The sequence below is a fragment of the Chitinophaga cymbidii genome (genome assembly GCF_007992715.1).
Classification (GTDB): domain Bacteria; phylum Bacteroidota; class Bacteroidia; order Chitinophagales; family Chitinophagaceae; genus Chitinophaga; species Chitinophaga cymbidii.
This window is the reverse complement of the sequence record NZ_BKAU01000004.1, coordinates 51,325-78,117: the sequence shown is the minus strand read 5'-3', so window position 1 is coordinate 78,117 and position 26,793 is coordinate 51,325. Positions and strand designations below refer to the sequence as shown.

Here is a 26,793-nt window from a genome sequence, read left to right as displayed (position 1 = left end):
TAAATAAGTTCAGCAATGAGAAGAGATGTTTTCCAGGCGATTGCCGACCCTACGCGGCGGGCGATCATTGCGCTGATTGCTTTACAGGCGATGACGCCGAATGCCATTGCCGAGCATTTTGATACCACGCGGCAGGCGGTTTCCAAACATCTGCGCATACTCACGGAATGTGAGCTGGTAAAGCAGGAGCACCGCGGCAGGGAAATTTATTACCAGCTTGAGGTCAGTAAGATGAAGGAGATCGATAAATGGCTGGAGCAGTTCAGAAAGATATGGGAAGGCCGTTTTAAGCAACTTGACAACTTACTCCTAACTATAAAAAACAAGTAACAATGCCGATCAATCTGCAATTCGACTTCCTGGTCGATAAGGACAAGAACACGATCACCATCAAGCGCGAATTCCTGGCAAACCGCCAGCTGGTATGGGATGCCTATACGAAGCAGGAATTGCTGGACCAATGGTTCGCCCCTGCCCCATTTACTACCAAAACGAAGTTTATGGACTTCCGGGAAGGCGGTCACTGGTTATATGTGATGGTAGATCCTTCCGGCCCGGAGTACTGGAACCGCATGGACTACCTGAAGATCCGGCCTATCGACGCCTATACGGCGCTGGACGGCTTCTGCGACGAAAACGGCGTGCTGAACGAGGAACTTCCCCGCGCGGCCTGGGACGTTACTTTTTCCGACAAGGGAGACAATGCCCTGGTGCAAACCATCGTTTCCTATAACTCCCTCTCCGAGCTGGAAACCGTTATCCAGATGGGCATGGAAGAGGGCCTGAAGGCTACGCTGACAAGGCTGGACGAACTTTTACTGAAATTAACCAAATAACTACCCCCATGGCAAAAACAGATTATAAAACGATAGACGAGTATCAAAGCGTCTTCCCCGCGGAGCTGCAGGAAAGAATGCAGGCCATCCGAGAGATCGTTCACAAAGTGGCGCCGGAGGCGGAGGAAGTGATCAGCTACCAGATCCCCTGCTTCAAGTACAAAGGTTACCTGATCTACTATTCGGCATATGCCAAACATATTTCGCTTTCCCATCCGTTCAGCGAAGCCCTCCTTGAAAAATTCTCGAAGGAGCTGAAAAAATACAAGGTCAGTAAATCGGCGATCCAGTTGCCGAACAACGAGCCGCTGCCGGTGGATTTTATTGAGCGGCTCATTGCGTTCAGGAAGAAGGAGAATGAGGATACGTTCAAGGCAAAGAAATAAGATGACTGTTTTGTTTGGAAAGCCTCCAGGATTCTGTGCCTGGGGGCTTTTGAACTTCCTGCTGCCGGACCAGGCACAACAAGCCTGATATTTTCTTTATATTTGGGTATCGCATTGTCAAAATCGTATTTAATGTCAACAAAGAAACAAAGCACTCCATTATCCGCTTCAATGTCCAGGGTATCTTTTACTAACGAGGCGGAGCGCCTCCGGCAAGATATATATCGTCCGGATATGGAGAAGCTGCATCTTTTTACGCAGATGTTACGGGTAAACGCTTTATTTAAGAAAGTAAAAGTTGTTCATAAATAGATGGATATTCTGGATGAGGAATTGATAAAGTTTTGGCGGACCTTAAACGAGCATAAGGTCCGGTATATCATGGTCGGTGGATTTGCCATCCGTTTTCATGGATTCAACAGAAGTACAGACGACCTGGATATGTGGCTGGAAGATACCCCGGAAAATAGAAAAAGACTGAGAGAAACATTCCGGCAACTAGGATATGGTGATTTGGAACCTTTGGAAAGAATACCTTTTGTACCTGGCTTTTCAACTATAACAATCAGTGGAGGAATCGAACTGGACATCCTTGGCGAAATGAAAGGACTGGAACAGTTATCCTTTGATGAATGTTTACAAATGGCTTCTGTTGCCAGCCTGGAAGATGTTACGATCCCTTTCCTGCATATCAATCATCTCATTCAGAATAAAAAAGTAGTGAACCGCCCGAAAGACCAGGTGGACGTAATCGAACTGGAAAAAATCCGGAAGATCAGGGAAGAAGAGCAGTAACACTACTCTACCTTCAGACTTTCCACCGGATTGGCCACAGCCGCCCTTACAGCCTGGGAACAGATAGTGAACAAAGCAACCAGCGCCGCCAGCATCCCCGCCACTACAAACACCCACCATGATATTCCCGTACGGTATGCAAAATCCTGCAGCCACCTGTTCATCACAAACCAGGCCAACGGAAAAGCGATCACAGCGGCGATGGCTACCAGCCTTAAAAAATCCCTTGACAAAAGACCTACTATATCCCGCACCGAAGCCCCCAGTACCTTACGTATGCCAATCTCCCTTGTACGCTGCATCGTGGCGTAGGCGGCCAGTCCAAGTAAGCCAAGGCAGGATATAAAAACGGCCAGGACAGCAAAGTTCAGCACCAGCTTCCCGAATTGCTCCTCGCTGTGGTATTGCCTGTTGAAGTACTCATCTATAAAGTAATAATTAAAAGGCCGCGCGGGGATCATCTCTTTCCACAGCTTTTCAATGGCTGCTATGGTCGCCGGCCGGTTTTCCGGCGCGATGTTCACGGATACAAGATGGAAATATTCCGGGCTGAAGCGCATGCTTAACGGCTTGATCGGTTGCTGCAAAGCATGAAAATGAAAATCCTTTATCACGCCGATGACCGTACCTTCCGCGCCCCACTGCCGGAAGCGCTTGCCAATGGCCTGCTGCGGGGAGGCGAAGCCTAACATCTTTACCGCAGCTTCGTTCAGCAACATGGCCCTGGTGCTGTCTGTGCTGAAGTCACGGGAGAAGCTTCTGCCGGCGGCCATCGCTATCCCGAACTGGCGGATGTAATCAAAATCAACAAAATACAGGTTGAGTGCGGTGGTCTGAAAATCGCCATGCAGACCTTCGATCTCGGAATGGGCGCTGGCATGGCCGCTTCCGGGAACGCTGCCGGACATGGCTACCGACTTCACCGCGGGAATCCCTGCGAGCGCCTGTTTAAACGCATTTTTGGCGGGATCGCCATAGGTGTCCATTACCAGTATCTGGTCTTTATTGAAGCCCAGGTTACGGGTACGCATGTAGCGCATCTGGTTGTATACAATGATCGTTGCAATGATCAGTCCGGTGGATATCGCGAACTGCGATACCACGAGCGCCTTCCTTAGCAGCAGGGCGCTGCCGCCGGCGGGGAGCTTTCCTTTCAGTACGGTAACAGGTTTGAAAGATGACAGCACCAGTGCGGGGTAAAGGCCGGTCAGCAAACCCAGCACCGCGGCCGCGAAGAACAGCGCCAAAACGTGCCGGAAGCCGCCGGAGATGCCCTGGCTGATCGTTTTACCGGCCAGCTGGTTGAACATGGGAAGCAACATCGAGGAAAAAACGAGGGCCAGTAAAAAGGCGATACCGCAGATGATCATGGATTCGCCTGTAAACTGCCGGATGAGCTGCCACCTTTCCGCACAACTGCCTTGCGGATGCCTACTTCCCGCGCTCTGTCCGCAGACCGGGCGGTAGAGAGGTTGATAAAGTTGAAACCGGCGATCAGCAGGATGAATATGGCAATGACGGAGAAAATATATACGTTGACGATATTCGCTTTCTGCTGCCCTTCGCGGGTAGACCACAGGTATACATCTCTCAATGGTTCAAGTATCAGCGTGGGGTACATCTGCAGCTGCTTCATTTCCGCGCCGTTCCGCTTTTCGAGGAAAGCGGGGAGCTTTTGTTCCAGCGCCTTTGCATCTGTTCCCGGGTTCAGCAGCAAATAGGCAAAGGCCCCGTAACCGTTCCAGTTGTTATCCAGCCCCGCATCGGGCTGTGAGGTCATGGTAGACATCGAAATGATCAGCGATGCTTTTATCTGCGAGTTCTCCGGGATGTCTTTCATCACGCCGGTCACCTTTACAACAAGCTCGTCGTCCGCCAGCAGCAGGGTCTGGCCCAGGGGTTCTTCGTTACCGAAATATTTTTCCGCGGCTGTTTCGGACAGCACAATACTGTAGGGCTCTTTCAGGGCGGTACGCGGATCGCCTTTCAGCAAGCGGAAGTCGAACACTTCAAAAAAAGCCGAATCCGCCCAGTTGATGCTCTTTTCAACGAATCTTTTATCGTCCTTTCTCACGGATATGTTGTCCCAGCTGGATATACGGACAAAGTCGGCTACCTCCGGAAACTCGCTTTTGATATGAGGCGGCACGGCCCAGGCGGGGCCGTCGTCATCAATCATGCCGGATGGCATTTTGATATCGGCGACAATGCGGTAGATGCGATCGGCCTTGCTGTGAAACGAATCATAGCTCAGTTCAAAGTTCACATACAGGTAAATGAGGAAACAGGCCGTCATACCCGTAGCCAGTCCCAGGATGTTGATGAGGGAAAATATCCTGTGCCGCCACAGATTCCGGAAAGCGATTTTGAAATAGCTGTTGATCATAGCTTTTTGAGTTACGATTCCGGCCGCGAAGAGAGTGCCAGATATTAAATATCTGAAAATCAATCTTTGTTTTTCCTGTTTCGGGTAAAAAATGTTCGCTTCCGAATGAAAGTGTCCGGATATGGACATCCGTACAGCAAAAAACCTGCGCTATGTTTGATAACATGCAGCGCCCTCAGAAGCTTACAAGCTTTTGAGGGCGCTTTCATTACTATGCGGTAAAATCTTCAGTACCATTCAAGGCCGCTCCAGAACGACATATCATCAAACTCGTTCCTTAAAAGACCCGTGCCGGAACCGGAACCAGACACCCGGAACCAGTCCACACTCCCCGATCCTTTAAAGGAAATTTCAAACCTGCTGATCTGCCCGATGCCGTCAGCGACCGGATCATAGTTGATACTTTGAATAATGGTGCCGTCCAGCGAAACGCTCAACGTATGCAGCGTGCTGCCGGGAATTTTAACCGCCTGCAGCTTTACGACCGTCCAGTTATCGAATGTCCGTACCAGGGAAGCCTGATTGACCACGTCTTCCGAACCAACCCGCAGATAGGTGTAGTGTTGGTTCAGCGTGTTACCGATCAGCGAAACGCCGGCGGTGTTTTGGTCCCCGACCATAAACAATCCAACATCCCAGGCTGAAACGGAGCCGCTTCCGGTCGTGGGATTTTTTAACCGCACGGAAAAGGCCAGGGTATCGCCGACCGTGTTGGGAAGCAGATAACAGTACCAGGGAATAGAACTCCAGGTGTGCAGGCTCGTCCAGTACGTTCCGAAGAACGGACTGCTGCCCAGGCGGGCCACGCCATCCGTTACATACGCATGCTCCCATACGGTATCCGTCACGCCGCTGCTATTGGCATAGTAGCCTACCATGCCATACATACATGCCATCATCTGCGCGTTCTTACCAACATCATTTTCATTTGTGACCTTACCGTCGGGGGATGTGACCTTCTGTTCTTTTGTACAGGAAGCGGCTATCATAAGCATCAGGACTATTCCAGTCCGGCAATAGCGGGTTAATCTCATAAAAAAAGGGTTTTGTGGGTGGATAAATTTGTCTTTGGTTAACAATAAGCTTATTGGTACACTGAAATTACCCTGAAAAGCACTATGATGAGCATGGTAGTTGACAGCTGCCCGTTATTGGTCCATAGGTGTATCCAACCAAAAAATAAGTGTGCCGCCGGTTACAACAACGAAGCTGAATGTTGCTGTTCCACCTCCTGCCCGATCAGGTATAGCAATTGCGCTTCAAAATCATTGTGATGGTTCAGCGGCCTAAGTCCGTTATGCGGGTCTCTGGCAAAGCAAACTTCCTTCCCTTCTATGTTTACACTGATCTTGTAATCTGCTCCCTGACGAATGATCCTGACCGGAAGCCGCCAGGCTTTATCCTGGTATGAAAAACTGATATTGTATTCCTCGGTTTTCATAAAAAAGAATTTAAAGGTTATGCAAAACAAATATTTCATACTGGTATGAAGTTCATAAAATGGCGTCAGCTTCACAATGACTGCCGGAAGCCGCGGGCATGACGGGCATCATATGGCTGCCGGAACGGCTGATGACCGTCATCACAAGGTATGATGGCAGCCATTGGCTTGCCGGACATTCTTTCGGATTTTGCAAAAAACACCCGTTATGCCCTCAGATCTGTTACAAACTGCCGTTCCACCAACGCCCAGGGAAGAAGCACCGCTCCGCGAAGAAAAATACTTTCTCGAAGGGCCCCGTTCGAGAGTGCGGGAATTCTTCTTCCTGTTAAAAGTAATGGGTGAATTCATCCGCGGATTCAGGGTCTTTCACTTTGCTCCGCCATGCATCGCCGTTTTCGGATCGGCGCGTGTACGCCCTGGCTCAAAGTTTTACGAAAGCGCCCGGGAAATGGGCCGTGGAATAGCCAACCTTGGATTTGCGGTGATGACCGGAGGCGGCCCTGGCATCATGGAAGCCGCCAGCCGGGGAGCATTTGAAGGCGGCGGAAAGGCTGTTGGCTGCAACATCCGGCTGCCGCGCGAGCAGCAACCGAATCCCTGGATGGATACCTATTTCAACTGCCGGTTTTTCTTTGTGAGGAAAGTATTGATGTTCAAATATTCATATGGCTTCGTTATCATGCCCGGCGGCATTGGCACGCTTGATGAATTCTATGAAGCGTTTACATTGATACAGACACAAAAAATTCCTGATTTTCCGATCGTACTGATGGGCAAAACATACTGGGAACCTGTTTCAGATATGCTGACGGTAATGCTGAGCGAACATATGATCTCTCCGGAAGACCTGCAATATATCCTGATCACCGATGATACCGGCGAAGCGCTGAAGCACCTGGAGAAATTCGCGGCGCTCAAATATCGCGCGAAAAGAAAAAAGATCTACCGGAAATTCATTTTCCTGGGAGAATAACGGCGGATTATCCCGGCCTTAGCGCCGGGATAATATGTTGCGCCGGAACAATTGCCTGGTGATCAGCTTCCCGTTCTGGTGAGCCATTTTATCCAGTGATCCGGGGTTGAATGAGTATGTCTGCAAGGCCAGGACCCGCGTGCCTTCGCGCACATCGTAGAAATTGCTTTCCCAGGAATATTGCTCCGCCTCGCGGTAAAACTCCGGGGCATAAAGCCTTAAATAGTCTTTTGCATACTGATCGCATAAAAGGTAATACAGGCTGCCTGGCAGAAAAAATCCTTCGTTGAACTGATGCAGGAGGGTAATGGTCAATACGCCGTCGTACCCCCGCGCCCTGAATTGCTGCATCGGGTCTTTGTCTTCTGTAGCCGTGAATGCGAAGGGGTCAAAATCCTGGCTGGCCGTAAAAGCCTGTATTCCCCGGCGGGCAAGGTCTCCGGCCACATGCAGCTCCATCCGCCGGCGCAACGCGGTATCCGGCATCATACCGAGTACAAAGACCTTTTGATATTTACGGGGCGGAGGATGAGGCGCTTCCCAGGCTCCGGTGAGGCGCATCGAATAGCATCCGGGCAGCAACAGCGCGGCCGGGATCAGCAAGAGCAGGATTCTCATGACATATCGTTTTGATCTGTTTCCGGTAATGCGGTAACAAATTGAGAACCGGCCGCGGATGCTTCCAGTTCGCCGAGCGTGCGGCCGTCCGTAGCGGTGGTTTCCAGCCATACGTTACCCGATTTTCTGAATACCTGGGCGTTAAGCCCGAGCAAGCGGGCGAACTCGCTTTCGAGGCCGGCTGCTGTTTGGTTTTTACCCATGTCTATCCACGCCGCCGTATGGATGTTGCGTATCTCGTCGATGGGCGTAGACGGGGCGAGTTCTTCATTTTTTGCGGACCCTTCGTAGATCCCGTGCGGGTTTACGTAAAATTTCAGTTTCAGATGAGGATAGATAGCGCTGAATTCGTTCTGTATGGAACTGATCAGGAATTCCTCCGTGATAAATACTTTCATGACAGACAGTTTTCGAGGTGACGGGTTTCCTGCAGCAAGGGCTCCAGGTGTTCTTTCTTTACATCATTATAATCTTTCAGGCTGATCGTTACTTTTTCTTTAGCAGTAAGACGGGCGCCAAGGGAGAGCAATATCTTGTCCCACAGGGAAAGTCCTTTAAAATGCAGGCGTCCCGGCAGGAAAAAGCAGCTGGCGCCATCGCGCAGCTTTTCAGGCACTCCTTTGACGAAATAGCCTGTCAGCGTTGCGGTCTGACTTACAGGCGTGCCGGCAACAATAAAAAAGATCAGCTTTCTGTCTTTCAGCCAGTGTCCATTTTTCTCCAGCCATGCTGCTATTTGCAGCTTGCCTATATATACACTGGTGCCGATGATCACATAGTCTATCCCTTCAAAATCCGCTTCCCTGGCGTCGTCAGCGCTGACGATCCTGATCTTCAGCGCATCCGCGGCCCACATGGCATACTGCATCGTGGCGCCGTATTTTCCTTTGTAAAGCATCAGTCCGTTCATACAACAAAGGTTTAAGGATGTGTGATAAAAACCGGAACGTTGCCGATGCGGAGCAGGCTGTCCGCGTCGCTCCGGTGAAAGAACCGGGAGGTCCGGCTCCTGCCGTATGCGCCGAATGTGACAACGCTGTTCTTCGCATGCAGCAGCAGCCCCATCAGCTCGGCGGACGGCGTGCCGGTAAAAGATTCGTAGGAAACTTCCTCGTAATGATGATTGAGATATTCTTTCAGCAGCTTCCCTTTGGGTATCCGCTTTTCGTCGTTTTCCACCACATATACAACTTTCACCGGCGTTTCACTTAGTTCTCCGAATAACAGCGTAAACTGGCGGATCGCATACGAAGATGATAACGAACCATTGTAGGAAAAAACGATCTCCCTGATGTAGTGTACATTTTCAGGGATGATCATAACGGGACAATGCGCATCCGCGAGAAGGTCCCTGACGAAACGGGGCGGGTTGGAGTCCCTGAGCACAGCGAAGGAAGTAGTGTTCCGTATCAGCAGCAGGTCTGCAAACTGACTTTCGGCTATCGTTTCCGCGGCGGGCGCGCCGGTTAGCTCACGAACTACTACGTCCATTCCGTTATCGCGATAAAAGTCTTTCAACTTTTGTTTGTTGGCTTCGGCTTTCAGCCCTCTCGCCCTGATCTCCTCTCCGAACAGGGAATCATAGTCAAAATACCCGCTTTCCGCATTGGCATTTGCGAATACAACAGATTCACCCAGGATGTTTTCGAGGAACAGGATGGTGAGTTCACCCCGGGCTTTCTCCGCGAGGTACTTGTAACTCCTCAGCTCCTGTTCGGTAAAATTGAACGCGTCTACCGCGGCGATTACCTTTTTCATGACCGAATGTTTTCATGCAAATTAGGACGATGCATGCCGCCTGAAAATGACGGTGGTGCCTGTCCGGGATGACTGTGGTCATCCCCTCTTGTTTCATTTTACGGTTATCTTTACCGGAAGAATCATCCATTATGCCGGACAAAGTCATACCAACAGATCACCTGAAAGGGATCAGCCAGGCCGAGGCCGCTGCTTTGCAAGCCAGCGAGGGGAAAAACATCATATATACCGGCCGGACCGGGAATATGAGGCATGTGATCGCTTCCGTTGTAAGGGAGCCGATGTTCATCCTGCTGATCATTGCCGGTGTATTATACTTTGTGCTGGGGCAGCCGGCGGAAGGTTACATGACGGTAACGGCCATTATGCTGGTAACCGCCATATCCGTATACCAGGAATTACGCAGTAACCGCGCGCTCGAAGCATTGAAAACGTTTACGCAGCAAAAGACACTAGTGTTGAGAGACGGCCGGGAAATTTCCGTCATTCCGCAGGACCTGGTGCCCGGCGACATTGTTATATTGGCGGAAGGGAATATTGTGCCTGCGGACGCCCGGGTTGTACAGCAAAATGACCTCTCGGTAGATGAATCCATCCTAACGGGAGAATCTTTCCCGGTAAAAAAGAGCACGCAGGCGGGCGAAGATCTTCTATACCACGGCACGGTCGTCAACAGCGGGCGGTGTTACGCCAGGATCACGGCTATTGGCAACAGGACGGCGCTGGGAAAAATAGGCAAAGCCGTATCGGCCTATACTTACACGCAAACAGTATTGCAGCAACAGATCGGCCGTTATGTCAAACGGCTGGCGCTGTTCGGGCTCAGCGCTTTTGTGCTGATCTGGCTCGCTAATTACGTCAGAAGCGGAGGACTTGCGGAGAGTTTGCTGTTCGGGTTGACGCTTGCGATGGCTGCAATACCGGAAGAAATACCTGTTGCATTTTCTTCGTTCATGGCGTTGGGCGCCTATCATCTCGGCAGGTTGGGAATTATTTCCCGGAGCCCGCAGGTGATAGAGAACCTTGGCGCGGTCAGCGTTGTTTGCCTGGACAAAACGGGCACCATTACGGAAAACCGGATGGAAGTAAAATCAGTTTTCCGGTTTGAAGATGGCATGCTGGTATTAAAGGAAGCCTCCACGCCTGCCGCTGCGGAAGTGCTCGGCCTCGCCACGCTGGCCAGTGAACAGTCGCCTTTCGACGCCATGGAAAAAGCCATTCTCATGGCATTTGCACCTGTTGCGGAAAATTTTCCGTTGACAGGGTTGATACAGGTCGATGAATACCCCCTGGAAGGAAACCCTCCTATGATGACGCATATATTCCGGGAAGGGGCTCAACGCATTGCCGCCGCAAAGGGCGCCGCCGAGCGCATTTTGCGGGTTTGCGGAATAGCTGACGAAGCCGCGGCAAACATGCGTGACCTGATCAGGCGGGAGGCTGCGCTCGGATACCGTATCCTCGGGGTGGCAAGCGCCGTTTGCCCGGAGGGAGCGCTGCCTGAGCGGCAAGATGATTTTGCATGGAAGCTGGCAGGGATCATTTGCCTTTATGACCCTCCCCGCAAAAATGCAAAAGCCGCCATTTCGGCGCTGCATGATGCACAGATCGATGTAAAGCTGCTTACCGGCGATTTCATGGAAACCGCCGTCACCATAGCCAGGCAGGTGGGCATCCACATAACAGGCAATTGCCTTACGGGTAATGATGTCATGGCCCAAACACAGGAAGAGCTGGCCGCCGCCGTGCGGCACACCAGCATATTCGCACGGATGTTCCCGGAGGCGAAGGAGAAAGTGATCAGAAGCCTCCAGGCAAACGGAGCAGTAGTGGCCATGACCGGCGACGGGGTGAACGACGCTCCCGCCCTCAAAGCGGCCGATATTGGCATTGCGATGGGACAAAAAGGTACGGAAATGGCCCGGGGAGCGGCGGACCTGGTGATAACGGACGACAACCTGGCGAGAATAATGGAAGCGGTACGGCAAGGCCGGAAAATATTCATCAACCTGAAAAAATCGGTGCGGTATATTATTTCCATTCATATTCCCATTATCCTGACAGCCTCTGTGCCCGTGTTGCTGGGGTGGAAGTATCCGAATATATTCAGTCCTGTGCACATCATCTTCCTGGAACTGATCATGGGCCCCACCTGCTCCATCTTTTTTGAACGGGAACCTGTAGAGGAAAGCGCAATGAAGTTGCCGCCGCGCAAGCGCGACGCAGGCATTTTCACAAAAGAAGAGCTGATCATCAGTGTATGCCTGGGCCTGACGATCACTATGGGCGTACTCGGACTTTACTATTCCGGCATAAGCACGAATATGCCGCTGGAAAAGATCCGGACGCTGGTGTTCTCCACCCTGCTGGCGGCAAATGTTCTCCTCACTTTCACCAACCGGTCTTTCAGAGACAGCCTTTTCACTACCCTCCGGTATAAAAACAAACTGGCGCCCTGGGTGCTGATAAGCTCGCTGTTGTTTAGCGCCATTATACTTTTCGTTCCCATGGCAAGGGAACTGTTCGGACTATTGCCATTGACCTTTTCCGATATTTTGCTTTGCGTGGCAGTAGCTTTTGGAACGGTCATCTGGTTTGAAGGATACAAAGGTTATAAGCGGGCTTATTCCCCGCCTTCCTCCTGATGGCTTTCGTAAATTTTCTGCGCCGCGGCCTGCAGCTTCGTTTCATCTTCCGCAACATCCTTTTCGATCCATTCCAGCAGCGCCGGTTCAAAGTTCAGCTTCGAAGCGTCCAGCGGCTGGGGGCCGTTCAGGATATATTCCCATTCTTCTTCTTCATCCATTTTATAGCGATATAATGTCAGCCATTCGGCGGGCTTTTTTCCATGCCGGACCTTTATGCGGGACACCTGCCGGATGTCGCTCACGCCGTACTCTTCCGCGAGGTACGAAGTCACGTAGCTGCGGCTGATCAGTTCCTGGTTCAGCAGGTGGCGGATATGCGACAGCTGTTGCTGGTCGTTGAGGGTGGTGATGAACGGATACGCCATTTCGTAGTCCGCCAGGATGCTTTTGAGCGCCTTGTCATGCACCTTGATGCCGCGGCTTATCAGCCCGCGCGCGCCGAGGGCGCGGAGTGATATAACGCTGTCCCCCAGCAGCTCGCGGAAGCTGCCTTCAACGGTGGAAGGTACTCCCGGCAATGCAAGTACATAGCCTGTGGTCAGCAGGCTGCTTTGCCACATCCAGGTACTGTCTTCATCATTCCTTTTACTTTTCCATTCGTGCAATTTCTTTTTGAACGTCCGCTCTATGCCCGGTATCAGGCTTTCCAGCTTGTACTGACCGAACTTCGGGGCGAGCCAGATGGAGTCACTATAGGTAAATGTGGTGAACGCCTGCAGGAAGCTTTCCGAACGCGCGGCAGTGGCGATCATCTCGGGCATGTAACGGTAGAACAGGCTGTCCTGCCGGAAAGTATAATTGAAAGTACCGTAGCCGGGAGCCCCCGTTGCCGGCAGTTGCGGGGCCAGCCGCAGGAAAACACGAACGGCGGAATCGGTAGCAATGCCGTTGATATACCGCAGGATATTTCTCCGCTGGTCACTATCCGGCGTGACTTCAAACAATTTCTCCGCTGCATGCAATACATCGTTGCCGGCCTTTTTATCGAGCCTGTACAATAGCTTCACTTTTGCATAGGTATTGCCGGTGTCCGCGGGGAATGGTTTGCTGAGGGCGTTCAATACCGGCTCCACATCCGTGCTGTCCGGCGCCAGGTGGAACAGATAAGCGTTCGCCCGGCGGAATACCGCTGTATCGCTGCTTTGGAGATCGTTCAGCAACACATGGAGTTTCTTTTGCTGCAATCTTAAAGTATCTGCCTGTTCTTTCGTGCCGGGGCGGAAAGAAGCGAAGAATTGCGCGGCCAGCTTCGCGGATGCCAGTTCCTCCGGCAGTATGGCGGACAGGCAATATACAGTATGACCGGCGACCACTGCTTTCCGGTACCAGCGCAAGCCGTTCTCCAGACCTTTCAACTCCGTTTCATAAACTTTCATGTTGCCGTCCGCATACTGGCGGTGGTCGGTTTCTTTAAAAGTACTGTCGGAAGGATGAACGAATGGTTTTACGAGCGAATCCGGCTCGATATGATAATATTGTGCGTATTTGTTTTCCTCGATGATATACATGGAGTAGGAAGCGCTGTCCATCGCGCTGTAAATATGCCCTTTCTCCACCTGCGACCCATATCCGTGTTCCAGCGGATTACCGGTAAAGCGCTCCGGTCCTGCTATGGTAAAGCTGCTGTCTTCCGATACAAACGGCACCGATAGCGCCTTTGCGTGCAGGGGAAGCAAGTGCAGCGAGCTCAGGAACCGCTGCCAGTAGCTGCTGTCCGTGCGGGCGTCGTCATATGTGCAGAACAGGCAGTAAGCCAGGTTGCCGCGCGGTATGAAGTGCAGGCGGGACGTGTAACCGTTACCGTGCCGGTAGGTGTACTGGTACCGCGGCAGGCCGTCCAGACTGGTTACCAACGAATCTACGGCATGCATGGTGCTGTCCTGTTTAGCCAGCACGGTCTGCAGACCGTTGAGCAGGGCTTTGTCGCTGGTGTTGTAATATCCTCTCTGCATCTTCACCGTCCGGAATACGTAGGAAATATGATTGGCATTGTCCAGCGCGGAATAGGCTTCTTCGGGGCGTTCAGTGTCGCTGCCGAGGATCATCCGGCTGGCATCTGAAGGCAATATGGCTGAGAACCCCAGCTGGGGACGGGATAGCGTGTCGTACTTCGTCACGGGCCTTACGATATCGTAGAAACGGACGGACTGGAAAAAGTCTTTCCGGCTGCTGCTGTCTGCCACGCTGCCGGTATGCATGAACAGGAAGACCCTGTTATTGTGAATGAACACGCGCAGGAAGAACAGCATTTTCTGCTGCCGCATCACCGCCTCTGTACCGGGCATATTGCGGTAGGTGACCGGGTAGGACTTTTGCAGTTCGGCATTGCCCTGCGTGGCCATGTTGTTGATCATAGCGTTTACCAGTTCTTTTCTGTCGGCAGCCAGCTGCGGGATGTCCATACAAAAAGCGAAACCTACTTCACTATCATTACCACCGGTATACATGTTCCGGTTCATATTGGGCAGCGGGTAAGATATCGGGTTGCCGGGCAATACCACGCTATACCCTTCCGCGATCCTGTTCAGCGGGTATCCTTTCAGGCTGTCCAGGCGCTTGCGTTCGCGTTTGGTGACGCCCGTGAACGTGGCGGCTACGGGCGTAACGGTAAAGCCTTTGTTCTTCAGCAGGGAGAGCATGCCGTTCTTGCCGGGTAAATGGGCCACGCCCACCGCGGCGAAAACGCTGCCTTTGCCGATCAGCCGGGCGAGGTTGGCGGCCATTTCGTGGTTGCGGGATTCCAGGTGAAGATCTTCCCCGTCGTTTTCCCAGCTGCTTACCACATTGGTGATCTCCTGCAGATCGCCGTCATAATAAAGGTTCACCAGGGCATCGAGGAAAGCCACTCTCCTGTCCAGTATCTCTTCATCGGCCTCCATTCTGCCGGTATCCTTGCTATAACCGATACTCCACAGGAATACCTCCTTCTGTACTTCCGTGGCATCGGCGCTGAAGATGCCCAGCTGGTTTTGCAGCTTTTCGAGGCTGTGTACGGGCTTGCCGAGGCCGGTGGATTTCTGGTGGAACCATGCGTCCAGGAAAATGTTTTCCGGCTTTTGCGAAGGCCCCGCATTTTTACTGAGCGCTTCTTCCTCGTCGATGAGCAGCTTTTCTATGAACCACAATCTTTTCAGGTTCAATTTATCCAGCGGCGCCCCGGTCTTTTTCTGCACCAGGCTGTCCACATAATGATATTCATCCGCATTCAGCAAACGCCGCATATGGTTCACCGTATCCAGCAAAGGCCCGCCTGGCGACAGCATAAAGGTCATGATGGAATCCATATCTACTTCCATGGCAAACGAGCGGGTATTGCGCAGGGCGGTGAGCACGGAGTCGCTGAATTCGAACACGCGGCTGTCTTTCAGGTGCATGGTGCCGAAGAGGTAAGACGGTTCCTGCATGCCGGGGCCGGTGATGCGCCAGAGCAGCTGGTAATTCGATCTGTTATTGTGCTGGGCATTGGAGAGCAGGGATTGTGTGAGCAGGACCAGCAGGAAAACGGCCCTGTTCGAAAAGCGCCGGATATTCGTTGGCCGGCGGCAGGTATAGGTGGTAAACATCTGCCAAAGATAAGCTAATTTTGACCCGTTCAACATTCCAACGGCACAATGGGTTACAATAGCTTACAAGACTGTATCAATGATCTGGAACAGCATGGTCATCTCATCCGCATCAAACAGGAAACAGATCCCTATCTCGAAATGGCGGCCATCCACATGCGGGTATATGAACACGAAGGCCCCGCCCTCCTCTTCGAAAATGTGAAGGGCAGCCCGTTCCCCGCGGTTTCCAACCTGTTCGGCACGCTGGAACGGTCGAAATTCATGTTCCGTGATACGCTGGAAAAGATCAAGGTGCTGGTAGACATCAAAGGCGACCCTGTAAAAGCCATCAAACACCCTTTCCGGTACCTGAACGTAGCAGCCACGGCGCTGTCCGCCCTGCCCATGAAAAGCGGCAAAGGCGCCCCCATTAATTTTGGCCGCACGAAGGTCAGCGCGCTGCCGCAGATCGTGAACTGGCCGATGGACGGCGGGCCGTTCGTGACCATGCCGCAGGTGTATACGGAAGATGCGGACAAGCCGGGCGTAATGAACGCCAACCTTGGCATGTACCGCATTCAGCTGGGGGGCAACGATTATATCCCGGACGAGGAGATCGGCCTGCATTACCAGATCCACCGCGGCATAGGCATCCATCAGGCCAAAGCGAATGCAAAGGGGCTGCCGCTTAAAGTAAGCATATTCGTTGGGGGGCCTCCCGCCCATCCGCTGGCGGCAGTGATGCCGTTGCCGGAAGGATTGTCCGAATTGACTTTTGCCGGCGCACTGGGCAACCGCAGGTTCCGGTATTTTTATGACGATGAAGGTTATTGCATATCCGCCGATGCAGATTTTGTGATCACCGGTACGGTAATGCCGCATGAGAACAAACCGGAAGGCCCGTTTGGCGATCATCTTGGTTATTACAGCCTCACCCATCCTTTCCCGTTAATGAAAGTAAGCCGGGTATATCATAAAAAAAATCCGGTCTGGTCGTTTACCGTAGTGGGAAGACCGCCGCAGGAAGACACCAGCTTCGGCGCGCTGATCCATGAGATCACGGGCACGGCCATCCCGAAAGAAATTCCCGGCGTGCACGAGATCCATGCGGTAGACGCCGCGGGCGTACATCCGTTACTGTTCGCCATCGGCAGCGAGCGTTATACGCCTTACCTGCAAGAACGCAGGCCGCAGGAGATCCTGACCATCGCCAATCACATCCTGGGCAGCAACCAGCTGAGCCTGGCCAAATACCTGTTCATCTGCGCGAAGGAAGATGATCCTTCGCTGCATGTGCATGATGTGGCGCGGTTCCTGACGCATATGCTGGAACGCATCGATCCGGCGCGCGACCTGCACTTTTATACCAACACGACCATCGATACGCTGGATTATACCGGCAGCGGCCTGAATGCGGGCAGCAAGGTAGCGATCGCCGCGGCGGGGGAAAAACGCCGCGAGCTGTGGCGGGAACTGCCATCCACGTTCAGCCTGCCGCGCCCGTTCCACCAGTATAAGATGGTGATGCCGGGCGTACTGGCGGTGGAAGCGCCATCCTACGCCAGCGAGGCGCATACCGCAAACGAAATAAATATCCTCCACGAAGCGCTCAAAAATGAAAAGCTGGACGGCTTGCCGCTGATGGTGTTATGTGATGATGCGGGTTTCACGGCGGACAACATTTCCAATTTCGTTTGGGTGACATTTACCCGCAGTAATCCCTCGCATGATATACACGGCGTTAACAGCTTTACACAACACAAGCACTGGGGATGCCACGGGCCTATAATTCTGGATGCCCGCATCAAACCCCATCATGCGCCGCCACTGATCAAAGACGCTGCTGTGGAAGCGCGGGTAGACGAGATGGGTAAAAAGGGCGGCGTATTGCACGGGATCATATAATTCAGCACTTCCTACGGTGACCGTCACCGGAAAAATGGCGCAGAAGGCAATGTTAGAAGCACCTACCGCATTTGCCGCGCCGCGAGCATCCAGTGATACAGGCAGCAAACGAGCAGCACGGCCACGGCGCCCCATTGCGCACCGGCGGCATCGGAGGCCACACCCATCAGGAACGGGAAAATGGCGCCCCCTGAAACGCCCATGATCAGCAGGCCCGATACTTCGTTGGACCTTTCGGGCATCCGCTGTAAAGCAAAGGAGAACAATATGGAAAAGATATTCGCGCAGGCAAAACCCGCCAGTGCAACACCCGCATAGATAATGCCGGCATCGCGCGCGAACAGTAATACGATCATCGCGGCGACGGCGGCTATGCCGGATACCAGGTAGAAGCGTTTGGCGGACAGTTTAGCCAGCAAAATAGCGCCGAGGAAAGCACCCGCGGTTTTGAAAACAAAATAAACGCTCGCCACATATCCTGCCGCCTCGAGGGCCATGCCCGTTCTTTCCATCAATATCTTGGGCGCGGAAACATTCAATCCTACATCGATGCCCACCAGCGTAAGAATGCCGAGGAAATACAGGAAGATGGCGCGGTCTCCCAGCAGCGCGAAGCAATCCGCGATCGTGGAAGTATTTTCCTTACGGCCGTCTTCATGCAGCGAAGTAACCGTCAGCCAAATGAGCGACAGCAACGTGATGCCGGCAAATACCGGGAAGAGCCATTGCCAGTTATGAAAACGGGTAACGGCAAAAGCCGCGATGATCGGGCCGAGGAAAGACGATACGGCTTTAATGAACTGGCCGACCGTCAGGCTGCTGGTGAGCCTTTCCTTGCTCACCACATTGGTCAGCAGCGGGTTGAGCGCCACCTGCAGCAGCGTGTTCCCGATGCCGATCAGCGCGAAGGCCGTGAGCACCACCGGCAAGGTATAGGATACCATCGGCACCAGCAGTCCCAGCCCCGTCACCAGCAAACCCAGCTGCACCGTGCGTTTGCGGCCTATCCTGTTCATGAGCATGCCCGTGGGTACGGAAAAGATCAGGAACCAGAGAAAAACCGCCATGGGCAGCAGGTTGGACAAGGTGTCCGACAACGCGAAGTCTTTCTTCACGTAGTTGGTGGCAATGCCCACTACGTCTACAAAGCCCATGATGAAGAAGCCGAATAAAATGGGGGCCAGCCGTAATACGCTCATGTTGCTTGACATTGTAATTATTTTAAGTTCAGCAGCGCCATACGTGCGTACAGCTCCGCAATGCAGGATTCATCCAGCAGCCATTTGGGCTTGCCTGCTTCGTCCCGCGGATCGCTCCAGTTATGGTTCAGCAGGCCGTACCGGTCCTTGTTGTTCCATGCATGGTCTACCCGCGCGATGATGGCTTTCAGGTACACCGGATCTTTGTCTACCGCATAGAGTGCGCTGTATCCGCGGAACAGTACCGTGGCAAACCAGGGAAGATCGCAGAATTCGCTGCGCATGTCTTTCTGCGGCTTGCCGAAATAATGGTAAGCGGATACAGCGGTTTCCCTGGCATCGCGGAGGTACTTTTTCTCCCGTGTAAACCCGTAGAGCATCACCGCCGCTTCCAGCATCGCCCCGGAATTATAGGTGTAATAAGTCGGGTTGATGGCGCCGGTAGCGGTTTTAATATCATTCACGTACAGGCCGGCGGAATCGCGCAGATGCGTGTTCATCCATTCGTAGAACAGGATGCCCTGCTGCAGGTAATAAGGGTCCTTCGTGGCCTGATACAGCTTGAGGGCGGAGAGTGTAGCCATGCCGTTGCTGCAGGCGGGCTTCTGATCTCCGTGCCCTTCCAGCCAGGTCACCCCGCCACCCAGCACGCTCGTCCACCCGCTCATGATAAAGGCAAATACCTCCTTCGCCCTGGCAAGATAAACCGGGTTGCCCGTATTTTCGTATGCTTCCGCATAATCGATGGCTACCAGCCCGTTATCGTCATAATACCGGTCTACCTTTTCGAACTTCGAGGGGTAGGCCTGGTAACCGGCGGGTGTGCGCGTGGTATCGCGGTATGCGTACATCGCCGTCATCACCGAATCCAGGTAAGGTTGATAAGCAGCCTTTTCATCCGGCAGCCGCACCATGAGATTGGCGGAAGACACTACACCGCTGAGCGGCCACAGGTAGCTCACCTCCTTCGACTGCACATTGCCGTCCTGCATATAGGTGAGGGAATCCTTGAACTGCTGCGGGTAGTACTCGGAGAAAAGCCCGTGCTGCGGCACCCGGTACAGGGTCCATACGCGATGGAACATTTCCTCCGCCCGCCGCTTGTATTCATCCGCCGTCTGCACCTGCTGCGCGGCGGCCGACATCACTATAACGGTCAGGGCTATACTGAATAACGTCCTCTTCATTATTGTTCATTTTTCCATATCGAGATCCTGGCGTAGATCTCTACCATTCCAATATGCGTCAGCAGTGAATAATATCTTCCGAGGTCGGAGCCGGACCAGTCTTCATAAAACTGGAACGTTTCCGGCAGCCGGGCGTGCTGCCAGGCGTAGTCCACATTGTGCACCAGCGTGTTGATGTAGGTGGCGTTCTCGTCCAGCTCATACAGTTCCAGGTAGCCGCGCAATAACACCGCGGTGAACCAGGGGTCATGCGGTACAAAGAACCGTCCCTGGGGCACTTCGCGGGTGAAGACGTTGTAAGACGCCTGCGCCCATGCTTTCGCGTCCGCGAGGTATGCTTCTTCGCCGGTGATCTTGTACAGCAGGGCTGCGTTCTGTATCATGGCGCCGGAATTGTAAGTCCATTTCGCATAGTTGATGCTGCCGTCCTTTATCCAGATGGAGTTCCAGAAAGCCTTATCCACGGGATCCAGCATGTATTGCTTTACCCAGTTATACCAGCGTTTGCCGGACTCAAGATAGGTGTCGTTCTTTTCCTGCTGGTACAATTGCAGGGCCAGCGTAGCAGAAAGCGCGGTCACATTGGTGGCCTTGATGTAATTGGGATCGTCCGGATTGCCCATCACGCCTTCGTTCCAGTACAGGCCGCCGCCGGCTTCCGGGCTTTCACCGGAGGCACAGAACGTGTAACAGAGCTTCGCATTGCCGAGCAGTTGCGCGTCGCCGGTAACCTTGAAGGCTTCCAGCATGTCGATGCCGGTGATGGCGTTATCATCATAGAACCGATCCGCCAGTCCTTCGCTCACGGGAACGGACTGGTAGGCGGCGGGCGTTCTGGAAGCGTCCAGGTAACCAGCCATGCCGGCCAGGGTGCTGGTGTAATAACCCTGCGCGGTTGCGTCCGTATAACCCAGTTGCTTCAGCAGCGTAGCGCCGGTGAACATGGCGGAATACGGCCAGAGGTAAGCATACTTAGGATCGCCGGGCTGCGCGGGGAAGCTTTCCTTTACGTAGTTGCTGCCGCTGATACCGTAGTTTTTGTATATGTCATCGAGCGCCTGGCGTGCCTTGAGCTTGTAGGTGAGTTCCACGGTGGTGGTATCTCCCTCCACCTTCACCGGTACATCTTCCCGCTCCTTGTAGCATCCTGCAAGGGAAACCGCCGCGACTGCTATAACTAAAATGATCGATCTCATGTAAATGACTTTAATGATTCAGCAATTAATGCACGGTCAGTTCGTAGGAGTATTCTCCCTGTGCGTTCAGTTGCAGGGTAAAGTCCCCTGTTTTTCCGTCTGCTCCCGCCGGGTATTTGTAGGTGTAATCCCACTGTGAATTATCCACGGCCACTACGGTGTAGTAAGCCTCCGGCGTGTTGGCGTCCGGTGGCGTGGAGTTGGACTGGTTCACGCTGCCGTAGTACATGGCGCCGGGCGTTCCGCTGGCATCCGCGGTGGTGAACTGGAATTTGAAACGGTCGTCTTTCCAGCTGCCGAAGTCATAGTACGCGATGGCTACGTTCTGCGCGGCCCAGGTGCCGTCGCCGGCATAGGTGAGCTTTCCGATCACTTTATTGTAGGCGGATGCGAAAACGCCCGCATCGGTGATCTCTATCATTTCAGCGGCGGCATTGGCAAAGTCCAGGCGGATGCGGTAGATCTTTTCACCGGTCTGCTGGTTTTCTCCGCCTTCCTGCAACCTGGGGCCCTGAATAGAATAGGTCACCGGCGTGCCGCTGTTGCGGTCCACAAAGGTGTACGCACCGTCTTTCAGGCGGGTAAATATTTCAAATACGCCATCGGCGCCCAGTTTCATGGCTTTGGCGGCAGCCAGGTCCGCGCCGCCTTCGGTGGCTTCACCGGTGATGAAAACATTGGCGGGAATTTCGGTAAAGCCGGCCGGTCTTTCTATCACGATCACTCTCGAAGAATCCGCGCGCTTTTCATTGAGCCCTTTGCTGGCGATCACCGTCCATTGCAGGGAACCGGAGGTGGAAGGCTGAATGCCCGCTTTGCTGGCTACAGAGTTCAGCACTTTGTGGGAAAGCGACAGGGAGTTCTGCACACCGTTGCCGTTGGAGGCGATGGTATAGATGGGGCGCGTAAAGTCTCCGCCTACGGTATCAAAGGCCACTTCATACATCACCAGGCTGCCGTCTTCGGCCTTGGCGGGACTCCATTCAAAGGTCACCACGGCGTTGGTGGCGGGTTGCAGCTTGTAGTACTTGCCCGTTTCGGGGTAATACAATTCTTTCACAGTGGAAATATTGCTGTTGATGGTGTCTTCTTTTTCGCAGGAAGCGAATGTGCCGATGGCCAGTACTGCGGCCATCATGCTATATATCCTGAGTTTGAAAGTATGTGTCATGATAGTTTCTTTTGATGAGTGTTGATATAGGTTATGCAAGCGAACGGTCACCAGCCGGCGTTGTTCGGCAGCAGGTTATTGTTCATTTCAATGTCAGCCTGCGGTACCGGCCACAGGTAATGTTTGCTGGCGTCGAACACGCGGCGGTCCACCACTACGTGGCTGTTGCCTACCTTCATGCCGTAGAGGTTGCCGTTCATCACCGTTTCCGCAATTTTCCAGCGGCGGATATCGAATATCCGCTGGCTTTCGAGCGCCAGTTCCGTTCTGCGCTCTCGGCGCACGAGGTCTGTCATGCCCGGAGTGCCGAGGCCGGAATAGTTGGAGAAATTCAGGGCGGCGGGATCGGTGAACCCCGCGCGCTGCCGGAGCGCTTTGATCGTTTTATTCCAGGTGTCCTCATCCATCTGCCCCATCATTGTTTTTGCTTCCGCATACATCAGCAAAACGTCCGCATAACGGATCAGGATCAGGTTCAGACCTGAGTTGTTATTACCGTCCGCCGTGCGGTCGTAATACTTGCGGAAGTAATAACCGGTCTGGGAAGCGTCCGCCTTGTCTATCGCGTTATCCCCGGTGCCGGGCGCGGTACGGATGGTAACGGTCTCCCCTTTTTTAGTGACGAAGGAAGAGCCATCATGGATAATGGTGGCTTCGAGCCGCGGATCACGGTTCACGTACGGCGTGTTCTCGTTGTACCCGGAGCCGGTTTCCCTGATGCCCTTTCCGTTCGTCATGATGAAATCATCTACCAGTGACTGCGAGGGAGCCATACCGGTGATCAGGGTGCCTTCGGTAAAAGGAATAAAGAAACGTTGCATGGATTGTGTGCGCTGCACGGGCACAAATTCCATGTTGAGAATTACTTCGCTGTTATTTTCATTTTCCGGCTGGAAGATGCCTGAAAAAGAAGGGAACAGGGTGTATACGCCATAAGTGCCCTTCATGAATTCGTCCAGCACTTCGGCAGCATCGCTCCACTTGCTTTCGTACAGCAGCACCTTGGCTTTCAGGGCCGCGGCGGCGCCTTTGGTGATACGGCCTTTATCGCTGTCGCCGTATTCGCTGTTCAGCGGCAAGGTGGCGGTCACTTCATCCAGCTCTGTGAGGATAAAGCTGAGCACTTCCGCTTTGGCGGTGCGGGCGATCTGGAAACTTTCATCGTAAGAGATCTCGTGTTTGATCAGCGGCACATCGCCGTACCAGTTAACGAGATGGAAATAATGGAAGGCGCGGATAAAGCGGGCTTCCGCGAGGTAGCGCGCCTTCAGGCTGCCATCCAGGTTGGGCACCCGGTCTATGTTCGCCAGCAGGTTATTGACGTTGCGGATGCCGCCGAAGTGATAGCTCCACTCCCCCGCGATCCGGCTTGTACGGCCATCGTAAGCGCCCGCGGCAATGCTGCGCACGGCGCCGCCATTCACGGAGCTGGAGTTGAAGGAATTATCACTCAGACTTTCGTTGAAGAAATAATAGTCATCCGAATACATACCGGCGTAACAGTTATTCAGGATCTGCTCCGCCGCATCCGGGTTTTCCCAGAAGGTCAGGTCTGTGTCCTGGTAGGAAGGCCCGAGGTCGAGCTTCTTGCACCCTGCCGCTCCGAGCAGCAGCGCCCCCATCACAATTGAACAAAATATGCTTATCCTCATAATGCGATCATTTAAACGTGGTTAAAAGTTGATATCCAGCCCTACCGCCCATACTTTCTGAACCGGGTAGATGCGGCCGCTGGTGGCGCTGCTCAGCTGGTTCAGGTTGAGGGTACTGTTAAACTCCGTCAGCTCCGGGTCCATGCCGTTCTTCATGCCTGTAAGCGTGATCAGGTTCTGCCCGGTGAGGTATACTCTCACTTTCTGGATCTTCGCCCTGTTGGTGAGGCTGGCGGGCAGCGTATAACCGAGCTGCGCGTTCTTCAGCCTCGCATAAGAAGCATTGGTGAGCCAGAAGGTAGAGTTGGCCGCATTGTTAACGGATTCCGTGCCGATGGTCAGGCGCGGATAGGATGCATGCGGATTGTTCGGCGTCCACCGGTCGATGTGCTGTGAGTATACGTTATCCCAGTTGTTGTGGAAAGCTTCCACGCCTTCACCACGCAGGTATACATTCCTTTTACCAACGCCCTGTATGAAAATGCTGGCGTCAAAACCTTTCCAGGTCACGCTGTAGTTCAGCCCGAAGGTGTAGCGCGGGAATGGATTGCCCATCACGAAACGGTCGTTGTTGTCGATCTTGCCATCACCATTGCGGTCTACATATTTGATGTCACCGGGTTTTACCTGGTTCACGAAAGTAGGCTTGGGACTGTTCTTGATATCTTCAAGGCTCTGGTAAAAGCCGTCTGCCTGGTACCCGTAGTAAGAACTGATCGGGAATCCTTCGCGGTTGATATAGGTCACATCGCCTTCCTGTATAAAGGTCCTTCCCTTGAAGTCTACGATCTCGTTGAGGTTATCGGCAAGACTGGCGCCGATGGTATGGTTGAACTCCCCGGTCTTTGCACGGTAGTTCACGGCCAGCTCAAAGCCCTGGTTCTTCACCTTGCCCGCGTTCTGGAATGCCGGCGTAGCGCCGTACAGGCCGGGGGCGGGCAGTTGCAGCAGGATGTTGTCTGTTATTTTATGGAAGTAATCGTAGCTGATGGTCAGCCGGTTGTCCAGCATGGAGAGGTCGAAACCGATGTTGGCGGAGTTGGCGGACTCCCAGGTGATCACCGGGTTGCCTACCGCAAAGGAAGAGCCTGATTGCGGCAGGTTGTTGAAGCCGTACATATTGCTCACCGTCGTGTATACGTTCAGGTAGCCATAGTTGGAAATGATCTGCTGGTTACCCAGCTGTCCCCATGAACCGCGCAGCTTCAGATCGCCGACCTTCTGCTTCACTGTTTCCATGAAAGGCTCGTCCGTGATGCGCCATGCGGCGGAGAACGACGGGAAGAAAGCGCCGCGGTGCCCTTTGGCAAAGCGGCTGGAAGCATCGTAACGGAAATTGAACTCGAAATAATATTTGTTGTCGTAGGCGTAGTTGAACCGGCCGAATGCGGAGTTGAGCGCCCAGCGGTCCACGCGGGTACCGTAAGTATCGTTGAAGCCGGTGAGTGTTTCGGTGCCGGCGGTGGAATCACCTGTTACGTTATCCACGTTGAGCCGGCGCGTCTGGCTGTACTCGTTCTTCCATCCTTCCGTCGCATACCCCAGCAAACCTTTTACTTCGTGCACTTTGTTGAAAGTGCGGTCGTAGTTCAGGAGCGCCTGGAAGTTGTCCTGTATGCTTCTGGCATGGTTGACCGTTCTGGCGCTCTGGTTGTCTGAACCGGAGTAAGGCGTGTAGTCGATGGACTTGCGGAACTCATCCATGTTATTCACGCGGATGTCCGCACCATACACCACTTTGGCGGACAAATGGCTGGTAAGCGCGTATTCCGCGTTAGCCATATAGTTGTAGCTATCGTTGTTGTACAACCGGCGTCCGCCCTGTTCCAGTTGCGCGAGCGGGTTGTTGGAAGCGGTGGGCGCGAGGAAGTAATGGCCGTCCGCATCCTTAATGGGATAGATGGTGGGGATGCGGATGGCGGTGGAGATCAGCCAGTCGGAATAATAGGCATGCTCCCAGATCTTTTGCTTCGCATAAGCAAAGTTACCGCCCAGCTTCAATTTGCCCAGTTGGGTGCTAAGGTTGGCGCGGCCGTTATAGCGCTGATAGCCGTAATCCGGCCCGCGGTAAAGGCTGTTCTGGTCGAGGTACCCGCCGGAAACAAGGTAGGATACCTTACCAACGGCGCCAGTTACGCCCAGGTTATGATTATGCTGAAGCGCGGCGGGGCGCATCACTTCGTCCATCCACCATTTCTCCGTACCTTTTTCACCCTGCTCGCGGATCTGCGCGGGAGAGAACTGCGCGGACTGACCGGAATTGATCAGCGCTTCATTTTTGAGCTGCATATATTCCACGCCGCTTACCGGTTTGATGAGGAAGGTAGGCTGCTGCGCACCGGCGAAACCGTTGTAGGTAATGCGGGGCACTTTGTTGAGCTTTCCTTTTTTGGTGGTGACGAGGATCACGCCGTTCGCGGCGCGGGAGCCGTAGATCGCGGAAGAAGCCGCATCTTTCAGTACGCTGACGCTTTCAATGTCGTTGGGATTGATCAGTTCCAGCGAGCCCGGCACACCGTCTACCAGCACCAGGGGGCTGGAATTGTTGACGGTACTTACACCGCGCACGTTGATGTTCATGGCGGCGCCCGGTTCCGTGGCGTTCTGCTGGATGATCAGGTTAGGCGCGGCGCCCTGCAGCGCCTGTACGGCATTGGTAACAGGCTTCCCTTCCAGGTCTTTTGCCGTTACCACGCTCACGGCGCCGGTGAGGCTCGTGCGTTTTTGCGTGCCATAGCCTACCACTACCACATCCGACAAAACGCTGCTGGATTGTTTCAGCGATATGTTCAGCTGGGCGGCATCGGTAACGGCTACTTCCCGGCTGGCATAACCGATGGAAGAGAATACCAGCAACTGGTTGCTCCCCGCCGGGATCTTTAATGAGAAGTTACCTTCGGCAGTTGTGGCGGTACCAATACCGCTGCCTTTGAGCGAAATGGATACGCCGGGTATCGGCTGCTTCGTTTGTTCATCGGTAACGCGGCCGGTAATCGTACGAGATTCCTGCGAATAAGCGCTGTTGACTATTGCCAGTAACAGCAGCAGCACCATAAGCGGGCGCTTGATTTTGTGTGATAGCATAGGCTATAAT

Annotated in this window: 22 protein-coding genes; 7 read left to right on the top strand and 15 right to left on the bottom strand. The window is 53.4% G+C overall.

Annotated elements, in window-relative coordinates; all coding sequences use genetic code 11:
* Nucleotides 1–15: 15 nt before the first annotated feature.
* The 4 genes from CCY01nite_RS16675 (at nucleotide 16) to CCY01nite_RS16660 (ending at nucleotide 2,017) form a co-directional block, all read left to right on the top strand.
* The gene (locus CCY01nite_RS16675; protein ID WP_146864222.1) at nucleotides 16–330 is read left to right on the top strand and encodes an ArsR/SmtB family transcription factor; all 315 of its coding nucleotides are present in this window, start codon (nucleotides 16–18) and stop codon (nucleotides 328–330) included.
* 2 nt (nucleotides 331–332) lie between these two features.
* Nucleotides 333–836 (top strand): SRPBCC family protein, encoded by a 504-nt coding sequence (locus CCY01nite_RS16670; RefSeq protein ID WP_146864220.1) that lies wholly within the window; start codon nucleotides 333–335, stop codon nucleotides 834–836.
* A gap of 8 nt (nucleotides 837–844) precedes the next feature.
* Nucleotides 845–1,222, top strand: coding sequence for an iron chaperone (locus CCY01nite_RS16665; RefSeq protein WP_146864218.1), 378 nt, complete (start codon nucleotides 845–847; stop codon nucleotides 1,220–1,222).
* 312 nt (nucleotides 1,223–1,534) lie between these two features.
* Nucleotides 1,535–2,017, top strand: a complete 483-nt coding sequence (locus CCY01nite_RS16660; RefSeq protein WP_146864216.1) for a hypothetical protein — start codon at nucleotides 1,535–1,537, stop codon at nucleotides 2,015–2,017.
* Nucleotides 2,018–2,019: 2 nt separating this feature from the next.
* Here CCY01nite_RS16660 and CCY01nite_RS26900 read toward each other — a convergent pair whose 3' ends face one another.
* The 4 genes from CCY01nite_RS26900 to CCY01nite_RS16645 all read right to left on the bottom strand — a co-directional run bounded on the left by CCY01nite_RS26900 (nucleotide 2,020) and on the right by CCY01nite_RS16645 (nucleotide 5,844).
* Nucleotides 2,020–3,387, bottom strand: a complete 1,368-nt coding sequence (locus CCY01nite_RS26900; protein WP_246129964.1) for an ABC transporter permease — start codon at nucleotides 3,385–3,387, stop codon at nucleotides 2,020–2,022.
* Nucleotides 3,384–4,403, bottom strand: a complete 1,020-nt coding sequence (locus CCY01nite_RS26895; RefSeq protein WP_246129963.1) for an ABC transporter permease — start codon at nucleotides 4,401–4,403, stop codon at nucleotides 3,384–3,386. The genes CCY01nite_RS26900 and CCY01nite_RS26895 overlap by 4 nt, the downstream gene beginning before the upstream one ends.
* A gap of 227 nt (nucleotides 4,404–4,630) precedes the next feature.
* A complete protein-coding gene (locus CCY01nite_RS16650) occupies nucleotides 4,631–5,302 on the bottom strand; it encodes a hypothetical protein (protein ID WP_186831103.1) in 672 nt (223 codons plus the stop codon).
* Nucleotides 5,303–5,598: 296 nt separating this feature from the next.
* On the bottom strand, nucleotides 5,599–5,844 hold the full coding sequence (locus CCY01nite_RS16645) for a hypothetical protein (RefSeq protein ID WP_146864212.1): 246 nt from the start codon (nucleotides 5,842–5,844) through the stop codon (nucleotides 5,599–5,601).
* A 208-nt stretch (nucleotides 5,845–6,052) separates the two neighbouring features.
* On the opposite strand from CCY01nite_RS16645, the gene CCY01nite_RS16640 reads away from it, so the two are divergent.
* On the top strand, nucleotides 6,053–6,820 hold the full coding sequence (locus tag CCY01nite_RS16640) for an LOG family protein (protein WP_146864210.1): 768 nt from the start codon (nucleotides 6,053–6,055) through the stop codon (nucleotides 6,818–6,820).
* 18 nt (nucleotides 6,821–6,838) lie between these two features.
* On the opposite strand, the gene CCY01nite_RS16635 is transcribed toward CCY01nite_RS16640, so the two are convergent.
* From CCY01nite_RS16635 to CCY01nite_RS16620, 4 genes are read right to left on the bottom strand one after another with little or no spacing between them, the layout of a single operon-like run.
* Nucleotides 6,839–7,438 (bottom strand): hypothetical protein, encoded by a 600-nt coding sequence (locus CCY01nite_RS16635; protein WP_146864208.1) that lies wholly within the window; start codon nucleotides 7,436–7,438, stop codon nucleotides 6,839–6,841.
* Nucleotides 7,435–7,836, bottom strand: a complete 402-nt coding sequence (locus CCY01nite_RS16630) for a hypothetical protein (protein ID WP_146864206.1) — start codon at nucleotides 7,834–7,836, stop codon at nucleotides 7,435–7,437. The genes CCY01nite_RS16635 and CCY01nite_RS16630 overlap by 4 nt, the downstream gene beginning before the upstream one ends.
* Nucleotides 7,833–8,348 carry a flavodoxin domain-containing protein gene (locus CCY01nite_RS16625; RefSeq protein ID WP_146864204.1) on the bottom strand — a complete coding sequence of 172 codons (516 nt, stop codon included), beginning with the start codon at nucleotides 8,346–8,348 and terminating at the stop codon, nucleotides 7,833–7,835. The genes CCY01nite_RS16630 and CCY01nite_RS16625 overlap by 4 nt, the downstream gene beginning before the upstream one ends.
* Nucleotides 8,349–8,359: 11 nt before the next feature.
* Nucleotides 8,360–9,196 (bottom strand): putative universal stress family protein, encoded by an 837-nt coding sequence (locus CCY01nite_RS16620; RefSeq protein ID WP_146864202.1) that lies wholly within the window; start codon nucleotides 9,194–9,196, stop codon nucleotides 8,360–8,362.
* A 131-nt stretch (nucleotides 9,197–9,327) separates the two neighbouring features.
* On the opposite strand from CCY01nite_RS16620, the gene CCY01nite_RS16615 reads away from it, so the two are divergent.
* Nucleotides 9,328–11,841 carry a cation-translocating P-type ATPase gene (locus CCY01nite_RS16615; protein WP_186831102.1) on the top strand — a complete coding sequence of 838 codons (2,514 nt, stop codon included), beginning with the start codon at nucleotides 9,328–9,330 and terminating at the stop codon, nucleotides 11,839–11,841.
* On the opposite strand, the gene CCY01nite_RS16610 is transcribed toward CCY01nite_RS16615, so the two are convergent.
* On the bottom strand, nucleotides 11,820–15,407 hold the full coding sequence (locus CCY01nite_RS16610; RefSeq protein WP_186831101.1) for a TraB/GumN family protein: 3,588 nt from the start codon (nucleotides 15,405–15,407) through the stop codon (nucleotides 11,820–11,822). The two genes, CCY01nite_RS16615 and CCY01nite_RS16610, sit on opposite strands and share 22 nt — an antisense overlap.
* A 48-nt stretch (nucleotides 15,408–15,455) precedes the next feature.
* Here CCY01nite_RS16610 and CCY01nite_RS16605 point away from each other — a divergent pair, with 48 nt between their 5' ends.
* Nucleotides 15,456–17,294, top strand: a complete 1,839-nt coding sequence (locus tag CCY01nite_RS16605; RefSeq protein WP_146864197.1) for a UbiD family decarboxylase — start codon at nucleotides 15,456–15,458, stop codon at nucleotides 17,292–17,294.
* Nucleotides 17,295–17,356: 62 nt separating this feature from the next.
* Here CCY01nite_RS16605 and CCY01nite_RS16600 read toward each other — a convergent pair whose 3' ends face one another.
* The 6 genes from CCY01nite_RS16600 to CCY01nite_RS16575 are packed head-to-tail and all read right to left on the bottom strand — an operon-like array spanning nucleotide 17,357 to nucleotide 26,783.
* Nucleotides 17,357–18,505, bottom strand: coding sequence for an MFS transporter (locus CCY01nite_RS16600; protein ID WP_222614421.1), 1,149 nt, complete (start codon nucleotides 18,503–18,505; stop codon nucleotides 17,357–17,359).
* Nucleotides 18,506–18,510: 5 nt separating this feature from the next.
* Nucleotides 18,511–19,680 (bottom strand): glycoside hydrolase family 76 protein, encoded by a 1,170-nt coding sequence (locus tag CCY01nite_RS16595; RefSeq protein ID WP_146864195.1) that lies wholly within the window; start codon nucleotides 19,678–19,680, stop codon nucleotides 18,511–18,513.
* Nucleotides 19,680–20,876, bottom strand: coding sequence for a glycoside hydrolase family 76 protein (locus tag CCY01nite_RS16590; protein WP_146864193.1), 1,197 nt, complete (start codon nucleotides 20,874–20,876; stop codon nucleotides 19,680–19,682). The genes CCY01nite_RS16595 and CCY01nite_RS16590 overlap by 1 nt, the downstream gene beginning before the upstream one ends.
* Nucleotides 20,877–20,901: 25 nt before the next feature.
* On the bottom strand, nucleotides 20,902–22,047 hold the full coding sequence (locus tag CCY01nite_RS16585) for a SusE domain-containing protein (RefSeq protein WP_146864191.1): 1,146 nt from the start codon (nucleotides 22,045–22,047) through the stop codon (nucleotides 20,902–20,904).
* Between the two features lie 47 nt (nucleotides 22,048–22,094).
* A complete protein-coding gene (locus CCY01nite_RS16580; RefSeq protein ID WP_146864189.1) occupies nucleotides 22,095–23,699 on the bottom strand; it encodes a RagB/SusD family nutrient uptake outer membrane protein in 1,605 nt (534 codons plus the stop codon).
* Between the two features lie 21 nt (nucleotides 23,700–23,720).
* Nucleotides 23,721–26,783 (bottom strand): SusC/RagA family TonB-linked outer membrane protein, encoded by a 3,063-nt coding sequence (locus CCY01nite_RS16575; RefSeq protein WP_146864187.1) that lies wholly within the window; start codon nucleotides 26,781–26,783, stop codon nucleotides 23,721–23,723.
* Nucleotides 26,784–26,793 lie beyond the last annotated feature (10 nt).